Source organism: Ruania alba (assembly GCF_900105765.1).
In the GTDB taxonomy this organism is placed as follows: domain Bacteria; phylum Actinomycetota; class Actinomycetes; order Actinomycetales; family Beutenbergiaceae; genus Ruania; species Ruania alba.
In genome coordinates this window covers 1,768,840-1,780,857 of the sequence record NZ_FNTX01000001.1, presented here as the reverse complement: position 1 = coordinate 1,780,857, position 12,018 = coordinate 1,768,840, and the positions used below count along the sequence as shown (strand labels likewise).

General features: G+C 67.9%; 12 protein-coding genes. 7 read left to right on the top strand and 5 right to left on the bottom strand.

All coding sequences use genetic code 11. From position 1 onward, the window contains the following. Window positions 1-257 precede the first annotated feature (257 nt). The 3 genes from rpsA to coaE all read left to right on the top strand — a co-directional run bounded on the left by rpsA (window position 258) and on the right by coaE (window position 3,739). Window positions 258-1,751, top strand: coding sequence for a 30S ribosomal protein S1 (gene rpsA, locus BLU77_RS08210; RefSeq protein WP_089772487.1), 1,494 nt, complete (start codon window positions 258-260; stop codon window positions 1,749-1,751). Between the two features lie 153 nt (window positions 1,752-1,904). Continuing rightward, entirely contained in the window at window positions 1,905-2,531 is a 627-nt protein-coding gene (locus tag BLU77_RS08205) for a pyroglutamyl-peptidase I (RefSeq protein ID WP_089772486.1), read from the top strand. Then, window positions 2,528-3,739, top strand: coding sequence for a dephospho-CoA kinase (gene coaE, locus BLU77_RS08200; protein WP_089772485.1), 1,212 nt, complete (start codon window positions 2,528-2,530; stop codon window positions 3,737-3,739). Before BLU77_RS08205 ends, coaE begins: the two co-directional genes overlap by 4 nt. A gap of 27 nt (window positions 3,740-3,766) precedes the next feature. On the opposite strand, the gene BLU77_RS08195 is transcribed toward coaE, so the two are convergent. Together BLU77_RS08195 and BLU77_RS08190 are read right to left on the bottom strand one after the other, a co-directional pair. Next, the gene (locus BLU77_RS08195) at window positions 3,767-4,063 is read right to left on the bottom strand and encodes a hypothetical protein (protein WP_089772484.1); all 297 of its coding nucleotides are present in this window, start codon (window positions 4,061-4,063) and stop codon (window positions 3,767-3,769) included. Between the two features lie 5 nt (window positions 4,064-4,068). Beyond that, window positions 4,069-5,154, bottom strand: a complete 1,086-nt coding sequence (locus BLU77_RS08190) for a serine hydrolase domain-containing protein (RefSeq protein ID WP_089772483.1) — start codon at window positions 5,152-5,154, stop codon at window positions 4,069-4,071. A gap of 76 nt (window positions 5,155-5,230) precedes the next feature. On the opposite strand from BLU77_RS08190, the gene BLU77_RS08185 reads away from it, so the two are divergent. Then, a complete protein-coding gene (locus BLU77_RS08185; protein ID WP_089772482.1) occupies window positions 5,231-5,845 on the top strand; it encodes a helix-turn-helix transcriptional regulator in 615 nt (204 codons plus the stop codon). A gap of 12 nt (window positions 5,846-5,857) precedes the next feature. Here the strand turns inward: BLU77_RS08185 and BLU77_RS08180 are convergent, their stop codons facing one another. Together BLU77_RS08180 and BLU77_RS08175 are read right to left on the bottom strand one after the other, a co-directional pair. Beyond that, window positions 5,858-6,286 carry an OsmC family peroxiredoxin gene (locus BLU77_RS08180; RefSeq protein ID WP_089772481.1) on the bottom strand — a complete coding sequence of 143 codons (429 nt, stop codon included), beginning with the start codon at window positions 6,284-6,286 and terminating at the stop codon, window positions 5,858-5,860. Window positions 6,287-6,397: 111 nt separating this feature from the next. After that, window positions 6,398-7,096: an alpha/beta hydrolase gene (locus tag BLU77_RS08175; protein WP_175476987.1), complete on the bottom strand. Its 699-nt coding sequence runs from the start codon at window positions 7,094-7,096 to the stop codon at window positions 6,398-6,400. A gap of 40 nt (window positions 7,097-7,136) precedes the next feature. Between BLU77_RS08175 and uvrB the strand changes: the two genes are divergently transcribed. Next, window positions 7,137-9,212, top strand: a complete 2,076-nt coding sequence (uvrB, locus tag BLU77_RS08170; RefSeq protein WP_089772479.1) for an excinuclease ABC subunit UvrB — start codon at window positions 7,137-7,139, stop codon at window positions 9,210-9,212. Between the two features lie 7 nt (window positions 9,213-9,219). On the opposite strand, the gene BLU77_RS08165 is transcribed toward uvrB, so the two are convergent. Beyond that, window positions 9,220-10,206 (bottom strand): N-acetylglucosamine kinase, encoded by a 987-nt coding sequence (locus BLU77_RS08165; protein ID WP_175476986.1) that lies wholly within the window; start codon window positions 10,204-10,206, stop codon window positions 9,220-9,222. An 82-nt stretch (window positions 10,207-10,288) separates the two neighbouring features. Between BLU77_RS08165 and BLU77_RS08160 the strand changes: the two genes are divergently transcribed. Both BLU77_RS08160 and BLU77_RS08155 read left to right on the top strand, forming a co-directional pair. After that, the gene (locus tag BLU77_RS08160) at window positions 10,289-11,194 is read left to right on the top strand and encodes a MurR/RpiR family transcriptional regulator (protein WP_245708729.1); all 906 of its coding nucleotides are present in this window, start codon (window positions 10,289-10,291) and stop codon (window positions 11,192-11,194) included. Between the two features lie 45 nt (window positions 11,195-11,239). Further along, the gene (locus BLU77_RS08155; protein ID WP_089772477.1) at window positions 11,240-11,995 is read left to right on the top strand and encodes a sugar isomerase domain-containing protein; all 756 of its coding nucleotides are present in this window, start codon (window positions 11,240-11,242) and stop codon (window positions 11,993-11,995) included. The last annotated feature ends 23 nt before the right edge of the window (window positions 11,996-12,018 follow it).

Below are 12,018 nucleotides of genomic sequence, written 5' to 3'. Positions count from 1 at the left end.
CGTGCGAGGCCCCGTGACCGCCGCCAGCAGCACTGACGAGGCACTTTGCCAGCAGTTCCACGGGCGGGGTAGGATTACCGAGGTCATTCGTGCGTTCCTGCGCCCACACCGGGTGCGGGGTGAAGAAACTGGCGAGATTCAGATCGTCGGATCACCCGCCCACCGGAGATCGTGGGTTCTCACGTGTGCCTTGCGAGCGATCCTCGCGCACGTCCCTGTACCCCACTATCCCTGTCCGCAACGGAGTCCAACACTCAATGACTATCACCAGCCCGGCCACGACGAACGCACCGCAGGTCGCGGTCAACGACATCGGCTCGGAAGAAGATTTCCTCGCAGCCGTCGACGCGACCATCAAGTACTTCAATGACGGTGACATCGTCGAGGGCACGGTCGTCAAGGTCGACCGCGACGAGGTTCTCCTCGACATCGGTTACAAGACCGAAGGCGTCATCCTTTCGCGCGAGCTCTCCATCAAGCACGACGTCGACCCCGACGAGGTCGTGGCTGTCGGAGACGCGGTCGAAGCTCTCGTTCTCCAGAAGGAGGACAAGGAGGGCCGTCTACTCCTGTCCAAGAAGCGCGCACAGTACGAGCGTGCCTGGGGCACCATCGAGAAGATCAAGGAAGAGGACGGCGTCGTCACCGGCACCGTCATCGAGGTCGTCAAGGGCGGCCTGATCCTCGACATCGGCCTGCGTGGCTTCCTGCCCGCCTCGCTGGTGGAGATGCGCCGTGTCCGCGACCTCCAGCCGTACATCGGCCAGGAGATCGAGGCCAAGATCATCGAGCTCGACAAGAACCGCAACAACGTGGTCCTCTCTCGCCGCGCCTGGTTGGAGCAGACCCAGTCCGAGGTGCGCTCCACCTTCCTGCAGACCCTGCAGAAGGGTCAGGTGCGCCCCGGTGTGGTCTCCTCGATCGTCAACTTCGGTGCGTTCGTGGACCTCGGCGGCGTGGACGGATTGGTGCACGTCTCCGAACTGTCCTGGAAGCACATCGACCACCCGAACGAGATCGTGGAGGTCGGCCAGGAGGTCACCGTCGAGGTGCTCGACGTGGACTTCGACCGTGAACGGGTCTCACTCTCGCTGAAGGCCACGCAGGAGGACCCGTGGCAGGCCTTCGCCCGGACCCACGCCATCGGCCAGGTCGTGCCGGGTAAGGTCACCAAGCTGGTGCCGTTCGGTGCGTTCGTGCGCGTCGAGGACGGCATCGAGGGCCTGGTGCACATCTCCGAGCTGGCCCAGCGCCACGTCGAGGTGCCCGAGCAGGTCGCGAAGGTCGACGACGAGGTCTTCGTCAAGGTGATCGACATCGACCTGGAGCGTCGCCGGATCTCGCTCTCGCTGAAGCAGGCCAACGATGGAGTCGACCTCGCCGGGGACGACTTCGACCCGTCGCTGTACGGCATGGCCGCGGAGTACGACGAGCAGGGCAACTACAAGTACCCGGAGGGCTTCGACCCGGAGACCAACGAGTGGCTCGAGGGGTACGAGACCCAGCGCGAGGCCTGGGAAGAGCAGTACGCGAAGGCGCACGCTCGCTGGGAGGCCCACAAGGCTCAGGTCCAGCGCGCCATCGAGGCCGACGCCGAGTCTGCCGCGGCACCCGCCCCGGCCAGCAGCGGCAGCAGCTCCTCCGAGCCCGCGGCCGAGTCCTCCTACACCTCGGCCCCGGTCGAGGGTGGCGGCACGCTCGCCTCGGACGAGGCGCTCGCCGCGCTTCGCGAGAAGCTCACCGGCAACTGACCGGATGATCGATCACCGGCCCGTCACCTCGCGAAGGTGGCGGGCCGGTGTCGTTGTGTCGACCGTCGTCTGACCCAGTGGCGGCAGTCTGACCGAGCGGCGGGAATGAATCAGACTGCGGATGCTAGGTCAGACGGGCCGTAGGGTAGGCACGTGGCCGAACCCGCGACCGTCCTCCTCACCGGATTCGAACCGTTCGACGGTGCCCGCACCAACCCGTCGATCGATGCCGTCCGGCTCGTCGCCGAGCAATGGCGTCGCCCGGAACGGCTGGTGACGGCGCAGCTCCCCGTCTCCTACGAGCGAGCCGCAGAGCGTCTGGAACGTCTGTTGGCCGAGTACGAGCCCACGCTCGTCGTGGCCACCGGCCTGGCCGCTGCGCGACCAGGGATCAGCCTGGAACGACTGGCGGTGAACCTGTGCGATGCACCGATCCCGGACAACGACGGCGCGCAGCCGGCGGAGGTCGCCGTGGTCGATGGCGGCCCGACGGGCCTGTGGACGTCGCTCCCGGTCAAGCGAGCGCTCGTTGCGCTCCACGCCGCCGACATTCCAGCCGTTCTGTCGATGACGGCGGGGACCTACGTCTGCAACGCCGTCTTCTACCGGGCCTCAGCGTGGGCGGAGACCGAACCGGGCCGGCGGCGTGCCGGATTCGTGCACGTGCCTGCCACCGAGCAGCTGGACCTGGCGAGCATCGCCCGTGCACTGCACGTGGTCCTCGAGGAGGCCCTCGACCCGCGGCCCGACCTCACGGCGACGAGCGGGAGCGTGTCATGACGCACGCCCTGAGCATCGGCCTCACGGGAGGCATCGGTGCGGGCAAGTCCAGCGTGGCACGACTGCTCGAGGCGAGGGGCGCCGTCGTGGTGGACTCCGATGTGCTCGCACGGGAGGTCATTGCTCCGGGCACCGATGGGCTGGCCGAGGTGGTGGCTGAGTTCGGTGCACAGGTTCTCGGGCCCGACGGAGCGCTCGACCGGCCAGCGCTGGCCGAGCTGGTGTTCGGTGACCCGAAAGCCCGCGCGCGGCTGAATGCGATCGTGCACCCCCGGGTACGGGAGGCAGCCGAGACGCGAGTGGCTACCATCGCCGCCGGTTCAGTGGTGGTTCACGACATCCCGCTGCTGGTGGAGAACGACCTGGCCAGGGACCATCACCTCGTGATCGTCGTTGGAGCCTCCGAGCGTGTTCGACTGGAACGGTTGGCACGGGACCGCGACATGGACACCAGCGCTGCCAGCGCACGGATGGCGGCCCAGGCTGACGACGACGCCCGGCGTCGCGTGGCCGACGTGTGGATCGACAACGAGGGCACCCCCGAGCAGACGGTGGCGCAGGTACAGTGCGTCTGGTCTGAGCGGATTGCGCCATACGCTCAGAATGTGCGGGACGGCCGCCGGGCCGACCGTCCATCGGCCCCAGCGGTCGTCGCCGACCCGGGGGCGCCACGGGACTGGTCGGCACAGGCCGAGGATCTGCTCGAACGGCTGCGCCTCGCCGGGGGACCCGCGATCCGCAGCGCCCACCACATCGGTTCGACCTCGGTGCCCGGTCTGGTGGCCAAGGACGTGCTCGACCTCCAGCTGGGCGTCGCGGACCTGGATGCCGCCGATCACCTGTCGGAGGCGCTTCACCTGGCGGGTTTCCCGCGCCTGCCCGGGCACTGGTGGGACTCAGCCAAGGATGGCGTGCCGGCGGAGGTGTGGCCCAAGCGCTTCCATGCCAACGCCGACCCTGGCCGGCCCGTGAATCTGCACGTGCGCGTGCGTGACGGACCGGGGTGGCAGTTCGCGCTGTTGTTCCGGGACTGGCTGCGCGCGGACACCGGGGCCCGCGCAGAGTACGCGAGGCTCAAGCGGGAGCTGGTCGACCGGTGCGAGACCACCGGCGACTACGCCGAGGCAAAAGAGCCATGGTTCGACCACGCGTGGCCGCGGATGCGGGCCTGGGCGGCTGAGACCGGCTGGGTTCCGCCGCCGTCCTGACCGCTGCGGGGCTCGCCGCGACCGGACTCAGTGCGACCAGGTCTCGTACGCCCAGGCCCAGAGGCCGAACGTGGCGGCTCCTGCCGCGCATGCCACGGCACCCTCTGCACGCCGGTCGAGCCGCCGGTGGGCGCTGACGGCAAGGGCCACGCTCGCCGTCAGGTTGATCGCGCCCCAGGCGAGGTTCGCGGTGGGACCGGAGTCCTCGCCGGCGATCGGGGTGAGCATCCGTCCCCGCCGTGCGGCGGTGACCAGGTGCGGCACGCAGTTCGCGCCGAGCACGCCGCCGCCGAACGCCGCCCAGTGGCCGGTGGAGATGTGCATACGGCTCAGCCTCCTACGCTCATCGCGGGCCGCGAGATCAGCCGGGCGAGGGTGATGTGGAATCGAAAGCTCTGACTCATCGCGCGGGTGGAGTGGAAGTTCAGTATGACGTGCGCGCGCTGCTGCGGATAGTAGAACATGTGGGTGGCGGAGAGCCCGATGCCACCGGCCGGCTCTGCAACGCCGCGCAAGAACGGCGGGGCGAACTCGCCGAACTTGATGGTGGCCATGCCCGCGCCGTAGTGGATGCCACGCCGGAACCGGTTCCGAGGCCGCCGCATGCGGTCGAGGTGGTCCCTGGTGATGAGCTGTCCGGTGTGGAGTGCCTCCTGGAACCGCATCAGATCAGCCGGGATGGTCACGATGCCGCCGTCGGCGCGGCCGGCGCTCAGGCACAGTGCACGGCTGAGTTCGTGACCGCGGATCCACATGGGCACGATGTCCAGCTGGGCGAGGTCGGCGGGCACTGTGGCGTCGCCATGGGGCGTTGACGTCGTACTCATCCCACACCGGTCGAAGACGTGCTCGCGCAACGCCGTCTCGAATCGCGTGCCGGTGATCTCCTCGGTGATTCTGCCGAGCAGCGTGTAGCCGGTGTCCGAGTAGCAGAAGCGTTCCCCGGGGCGGCCGACCGGTGGGAGGTTCCGTGTCGAGGCGAGAATCTCTGGCACGGTCCAGAGCCGATCGGGATCGGTGGTGAGCGTCCGGGCCGAGCAGGCGGTGTCATGGCCGCGTGAGGTGACGAAGTAGTCCGGCAATCCGCTGGTGTGGGAGAGCAGGTGGTCGACGGTCACCTCAGACGCGATGTCGACGCCGGGAGCGGCCGGCAGTGGATCGGTGTCGGATGCCGGCAGCAGGGCACCGAGAGGTGTGTCGAAGTCGAGATCTCCTCGTTCGACGAGCATGGTCACCAGAGTGGCCGCGAGCACTTTGCTGATGCTCGCCGAATGGAACGGACGATCGTGCTCCCCGAAGGTGAAATCCCAGTCCGGGGTGCGAACGAGGACTTGCGGCGCCGGCATTGGTGCGCGGCGGCGGGTGAGGCGTTCGAGGCCGGCGTGCAGCCGGTCGAGAGTGTCGGGCGGGGTCATCCATACCTCCTTGGCATGTCTCGTAGACAGGTCTAGTAGATATGTCTACGAGAGTCAAGGGTGTTAGCGTGTCCGCATGGCTCACGTGATCCTTGGCTTGCTCCTGATTGGTCCGCAGAGTCTCTACGGGCTCGTCAAGGCGTTCGAGGCCGGCCCGTCGCTGTTCTACAGCGCCAGCTCCGGCAGCATCAAGCGCGCATTGGACGGGTTACTCGCGGACGGTCTGATCGAAGTGGTCAGCACAGAGGAAGGTGCGCGAGGCAAGAAGGTGTACGGCGTCACAGACGCCGGCGGTGCCGCGTTCCGGCGTTGGATGACCAGCGAGATCGTCGGCCCCGACCTCGAGACGGCCGTCCTTCCGAGGCAGTTCTTCCTCGGCCTCGTCGCACCAGCGGAACGCGTCGCGGTGCTCCGCCTGATCGTCGACCGGATCGACTCAGACGTTGCCGGCCTCGAGGCTCTCGAGCAGCGCCTCGAGACAGTAGAGGTCCCGGACGGATACCAGGACATCGCCGAGTACCAGCGCGCGACGCTCAGTTTCGGAATCGCCTCCGGCCAGTTCACCGCGAACTGGTTCCGAGAACAACTGGACGAGGTCACGGCGGCTCCGGACCCGGTCCATGGGCCCGATGGTGGTCCGGCGGCACGCTCCAAGGAGACGGCCGGCCCGCCAGAGGCGGACCGGCCGTGATGGTGCCTGCGGTCAGGAGGCGAGGGACGCCGTCAGGGTGATCGGGGTGGCCTTGAGCGCACCCGAGACGGGGCATCCTTCCTTGGCGGCGCCCGCGATCCGCTGAAAGTCCTCCTCGCTGATCCCCGGCACGTTCGCGGAGACCGTCAGGGCGATCCCTGTGATCCCGGTGCCCGGGACGAAGGTCACCTCAGCGGAGGTGTTCACCGTCTCCGGCGGCGTCCCGTTGCTGGCCAGCTCGTTCGAGAAGGCCATCGAGAAGCAGGACGCGTGCGCCGCGGCAATGAGCTCCTCCGGGGTGGTGGTTCCGGCGCCCGGACCGGTACGAGCGTCCCAGGACACATCGAAGGTGCCCAGACCGGAGGTGTCGAAGGTGGTACGACCGGAGCCGTTGAACAGGTCTCCGGTCCAGGCGGTGCTGGCGCTGCTGACGACGGACATAGGGTTCTCCCGAGATGTCGATGGCTGATGCATCTCCATCCTGCCCCCTGGGCGCCCAGGTTGCAGCATTCCGATAGCCGACGGCGGCCCGCGCCCGGTCGTTCTTCTCGCCTATGTGTTGAGGTGCTCGGCGAGGAAGGACGCCACCTCGTCCACCTCATCCTGTGCGATGCCGTGCCCCAGACCTGGGTACACGCGCGTGGTGAGCTGCGTGTGGGAGGCGAGGAACGCCGTCGTGCGGTCGCTCACCTGTGCGGGGATCAACGGATCGGCGCTCCCGCGACCGAAGAACATCGGAGGGCGGATCTGAGCGAGCGCCTCGTCCCCGCCCACCAGGCCGGGCACGGTGAACCCGGAGAGGGCCACACCGCACGCGAACAACTCCGGGTGGTGCCGCATCAGGTGCGTGACCATCGCACCGCCCTGGGAGAAGCCCAGCAGGCCGACCGGCCCGTTGGTGCGGGCCAGCGCCTGGGTGCGTTCGAGCCATCGCATCACTCCAGCGGTCGTGGCGGCGGCGATGGCAGGATCGGGTGACCCGGCGTTCTCGACATCCTCGATCGGGAACCACGCGTAGCCCGGGCCGGCCGGCAGTGGGGCACGCAGGCTCGCCACCACCGCGTTGCCGGCGATCGCGGGAACCAGGGGAGTCAGGTCGTGCTCGTGCGCACCGTAGCCGTGCATCAGCACCAGCAGCGGACGGTCGGCCAGCGCGGTCGGCAGGTCGGCGGTGGGGTCAGACCAGACGACCCGCTCCTCGTCGATGGGGAGCAGGGTCGGGCGGTGCTGCGGACGGGGCTGAGTGGTCACGACGGGAAGGATGTCACACCCCGCGCGTACCGTAGGAACCATGCGTCCCGTCACCGATCTGCAGCGCACCCTCGCCCCGCTCGAGGTCGTCTCCGAGTTCCAACCCGCGGGAGACCAGCCCACCGCCATCGCCCAGCTGACCGAACGCCTCAACGCGGGGGAGAAGGACGTGGTGCTCCTGGGCGCCACCGGTACCGGGAAGTCGGCCACGACGGCCTGGTTGATCGAGCAGGTGCAGCGGCCCACACTCGTGATGGCGCCGAACAAGACCCTCGCTGCCCAGCTGGCCACGGAGTTTCGTGAACTGCTCCCGAACAATGCCGTCGAGTACTTCGTCTCCTACTACGACTACTACCAGCCCGAGGCCTACGTCCCACAGACCGACACCTACATCGAGAAGGACTCCTCGATCAACGACGAGGTGGAGCGGCTCCGGCACTCGGCCACCAACAACCTGCTCACCCGGCGGGACGTCGTCGTGGTGGCCTCGGTGTCCTGCATCTACGGCCTCGGCACGCCGCAGGAGTACGTGGACCGGATGGTCCCGTTGCGGGTGGGGGACCAGGTCGAGCGCGACGACCTGCTCCGGCAGTTCGTCACCATGCAGTACACCCGCAACGACATGGCGTTCACCCGCGGCACCTTCCGGGTGCGTGGGGACACGATTGAGATCATCCCCGTCTACGAAGAGCTCGCGGTGCGGATCGAGATGTTCGGCGACGAGATCGAGTCGTTGGCAGCCCTGAATCCGCTCACCGGTGAGGTGGTGCGCTCGGAGCAGGAGGTCTATCTGTTCCCCGCCACGCACTACGTCGCAGGTCCGGAGCGGATGGAGCGTGCGATCACCACGATCGAGGCGGAGCTCGAGGAACGGCTCGCGGCGCTGGAGTCGCAGAACAAGCTGCTCGAGGCGCAACGGCTGCGCATGCGGACCACCTACGACATCGAGATGATGCGCCAGATCGGCTCCTGCTCCGGCATCGAGAACTACTCCCGGCACATCGACGGGCGCGAGGCGGGTACTGCGCCGCACACGTTGCTGGACTACTTCCCCGAGGATTTCCTCCTCGTCGTGGACGAATCACATGTGACCGTGCCACAGATCGGGGCGATGTACGAGGGCGACATGTCCCGCAAGCGCACGCTGGTCGAGCACGGGTTCCGGCTACCGAGCGCGATGGACAACCGTCCGTTGCGCTGGGAGGAGTTCCTCGAGCGGATCGGTCAGACCGTGTACCTCTCCGCCACGCCCGGTGACTATGAGTTGAGCCAGTCCGACGGCGTCGTGGAGCAGATCATCCGGCCCACCGGTCTGATCGACCCCGAGGTCGTGGTCAAGCCCACCCAGGGGCAGATCGACGACCTGCTCGCCGAGATCACCGAGCGCACCGGGCGGAACGAGCGGGTGCTCGTCACCACCCTGACGAAGAAGATGTCCGAGGACCTCACCGACTATCTGCTCGAACGTGGGGTGCAGGTGCGGTACCTGCACTCCGAGGTGGACACGCTGCGTCGGGTCGAACTGCTCCGGGAACTCCGGATGGGCACTTTCGACGTGCTGGTCGGGATCAACCTGCTCCGCGAGGGGCTCGACCTGCCAGAAGTCTCCCTGGTGAGCATTCTCGATGCCGACAAGGAAGGATTCCTACGCTCCGGAACTTCACTCATCCAGACCATCGGGCGAGCGGCCCGAAACGTGTCCGGACAGGTGCACATGTACGCCGACACTGTGACGGCGTCCATGCAGCACGCGATCGAGGAGACCAATCGGCGCCGGGAGAAGCAGCTCGCCTACAACCTCGAGATGGGGATCGACCCGACGCCGCTGCGCAAGCGGATCGGCGACATCACGGACATGCTCACCCGCGAGGACATCGATACCAAGGAACTCCTCGAGGGCGGCTACCGGAAGGCCAAGGGCAAGGCTCCCGTGCCGAGCGGGCGCGACAGTCTCGCCGGTGCGGCGGCGAGCGATCTGGCGGACCTCATCCAGCAGCTCAACGACCAGATGCACGCCGCAGCCGAGGAACTGCAGTTCGAGCTTGCCGCCCGGTTGCGGGACGAGATCGCGGACCTGAAGAAGGAGCTGCGGCAGATGACCTCCGCCACCGCGTGAGCGGGGATCAGTTCCGCCGTGCCGCGATCGTCTCACTGAGGCGGTCGAAGGTCGCCTCCGACACCGTCACGCCGCCTCGACGGAGCGCCAGCACGGCCGCGCCGACCAACCCGTCGGAGGTGAGCAGCGGTTCCTGGCCCGGCACCGCGGCGGCAACGGCCGAGGCCACCGCAGGCTGCTGGGTGAGCACGCTCCCGCCGAACACCAATGGTCCGGACACCTCTGGGACGAGCATCGAGGTGAGCGCGGCACGCAGTGCGCGCCCGGCTTCGTCGACGATCTCGACGGCAGCAGGGTCGCCCGCCTGTGCGGCCGTGAAGGCCAGGGGCGCCAACCGGGCGAGTTCCACCGGGCGCCAGGTGTAGAGCAGGTCGACGGCGTGCTGAATCGCACCCGGGCGTCCCTCCACCTCCGCTGGCGCCTCCGGATCGAGCTCCAGCGACTCGAGGAGCGCGTCCGTGAGTGTCGACGCCGGGGCACGGCCGTCCAGCGCGGCCAAGGCGTGCCGGATTGCCTGGTGGCCGATCCAGAACCCTGATCCCGCATCACCGAGTAGCCATCCCAAGCCATCGGTGACGGCCTCGAGCTCGAAGCCGCGTACGCGCACGGCCACGGCACCGGTACCGGCGACCACCGCATAGCCGTCCGGCTGCGGCGTGGCAGACAGGAAGGCGGCGAGCAGGTCCGGCTCCAGGGTCAACGAGATCCCGATCCCGGCCTCGTGGAGCGGATCGTTCAGCCAGTCCGCGTGGCGAGCCACCCGGCTTCCCGCCATCGCTGCGATACCACCGACCATCCGGTCCGCGCCGATGCCTGCGTCCTCGAGTGCGTGGCGGGTGGCGAGCAGGACCTGTGCGGCGGCATGGTCGGGTCCGGCGCTGATCGGGTTCCCGCTGCCGGCACGCCCCACACCGACGCAGGTGCCGTCGGCACGGACCACGGCGGCACGGGTCGAGGTCCCGCCGGCGTCGATCCCGAGATAACAATTGGTCACGATTCCTCCGATTGGCTTGACGAGTGACCTGGTTGAGAATACCTTTCACGTACTTCACCAATGATGCGAGAGGGATTTTCACGTGCGGATTGCTCAGGCCGAGGTCGACCGGACACTCCGGGTGGCTGAGCGTATCCATGCCAACCGCCCGTTGATGTCCGCGGCGATGGACAAGATCGCCGATGTTCTCCTCGAGGACCCTACGGCCCCGCTGGAGCTGTCCATCACCGAGCTCGCCGAACGGGCCGGGACCTCACCGGCCACCGTGACGAGATTCTGCCGTCAGCTCGGCTACCCCGGCTACGTCCAGTTCCGCGTGGGTGTGGCCACGGATTCTGGCCGCGGGGACACGTCGAACTCGGAAGAGACCTGGCGTGCCGAGATGGGTCGGGCATTGGACCCCGATGACACGCCGGAGGACGTGCTGCGTGCGCTGCTGAACGCCCATGTGCGGTCGCTTCGAGCGACGGCAGACGTTCTCGATCTGGACATCGCCGCCTCGGTCGCACACCAGATCGGCGCGGCGCGACACCTGGACATCTATGGCACCGGTGGCAGCTTCGCGATGGCCGAGGAGATGCGCACCCGGCTCTATCGGATCGGCGTGAACGCGCACGCATGGGGTGACGTGCACGCCGGTCTGGCCAGCGCGTCCATCCTCGACGAGCAAGCGATCGCGATCGGCATCTCGAACAGCGGGCGGACCCGCGAGACCTTGGACATGCTCGATCGGGCGAAGCTGACCGGCGCCCACACCGTGGCCATCACCAGCTTCAGGAACTCACCCTTGGCCCAGACCGCAGACTGCACCCTGCTGGCCTCCGTCCCGGAGCAGTACCTGCACCCGGCCGATCTTTCCGCCAAGCACTCTCAGCTCTTTGTGCTCGACGTGCTCTATCTGCTGGTGGCCCAGCTCGACTACAGCGCCACGGTCGCACGAATCGCGGCTTCGGCTGACGCCGTCGCCTCACATCGCCGACCCGACTGATCTGCGGACCCTGTTCGCTTCTGCATCCCCACCGAAAGGACATCGATGATCTCCGCCGCAGCCGACTTCCACCAGGAGGTCTCCCGCCGGCTCGACACACTCGCCCAGCACGCCACCGATGGCACGCTCGACCCTGCTGTGGACCTGCTCGTCGAAGCGCTCGACGCCGGCGGCGTGATCCAGGCGTTCGGTACCGGACATTCCGAGGCGTTCGCCATGGAGATTGCCGGTCGCGCCGGCGGTCTGATCCCCACCACGCGGATAGCGCTGCGCGACGTGGTGCTCTACGGGGACCGGCCGGTGGCCGACCTCGCCGGAGCCGCGATGGAGCGGGACCCGGACGTGGTCGAGGAACTGCTGGACGCTGCGCCCCTGCATTCCGACGATGTCTTCGTCATCGCCTCCAACTCGGGCGTGAACGGGTCGATCGTTGGTCTCGCCCTCGCGGTGCAGGAGCGCGGGCACAAGATCATCGCTGTGACCAGCATGGAGCACACGATGGCGGTGGAGCCCAAGCACCCGAGCGGCAAGCGCCTGATCGACGTCGCCGACGTGGTGATCGACAACCTGGCCCCGTACGGCGATGCCACCCTGACTCTCGGCGAGGAGTACGGCGCGGGTGCGGTCTCCTCGATCACGGCTGCCTTCATCGCCCAGGCGCTGACGCTCGGCGTCACCGAGCGGATGCTCGAAGCCGGCACAGTGCCGCCGCTGTACATCTCGGCCAATCGACCGGGAGGTGATGAGCACAACCATGCACTCGAAGACCGTTACCGCGGTCGGATCCGCCGCGGCGGCTGACCGTCAGGTTCCGGCCCGTCAGG

What these genes read in the sequence shown, in the direction of transcription:
- rpsA (WP_089772487.1), top strand. Translation starts at nt 258, where the DNA reads ATGACTATCACCAGCCCGGCCACGACGAACGCACCGCAGGTCGCGGTC.
- coaE (WP_089772485.1), top strand. Translation starts at nt 2,528, where the DNA reads ATGACGCACGCCCTGAGCATCGGCCTCACGGGAGGCATCGGTGCGGGC.
- BLU77_RS08195 (WP_089772484.1), bottom strand. Translation starts at nt 4,063, where the DNA reads ATGCACATCTCCACCGGCCACTGGGCGGCGTTCGGCGGCGGCGTGCTC.
- BLU77_RS08190 (WP_089772483.1), bottom strand. Translation starts at nt 5,154, where the DNA reads ATGACCCCGCCCGACACTCTCGACCGGCTGCACGCCGGCCTCGAACGC.
- BLU77_RS08185 (WP_089772482.1), top strand. Translation starts at nt 5,231, where the DNA reads ATGGCTCACGTGATCCTTGGCTTGCTCCTGATTGGTCCGCAGAGTCTC.
- BLU77_RS08180 (WP_089772481.1), bottom strand. Translation starts at nt 6,286, where the DNA reads ATGTCCGTCGTCAGCAGCGCCAGCACCGCCTGGACCGGAGACCTGTTC.
- uvrB (WP_089772479.1), top strand. Translation starts at nt 7,137, where the DNA reads ATGCGTCCCGTCACCGATCTGCAGCGCACCCTCGCCCCGCTCGAGGTC.
- BLU77_RS08155 (WP_089772477.1), top strand. Translation starts at nt 11,240, where the DNA reads ATGATCTCCGCCGCAGCCGACTTCCACCAGGAGGTCTCCCGCCGGCTC.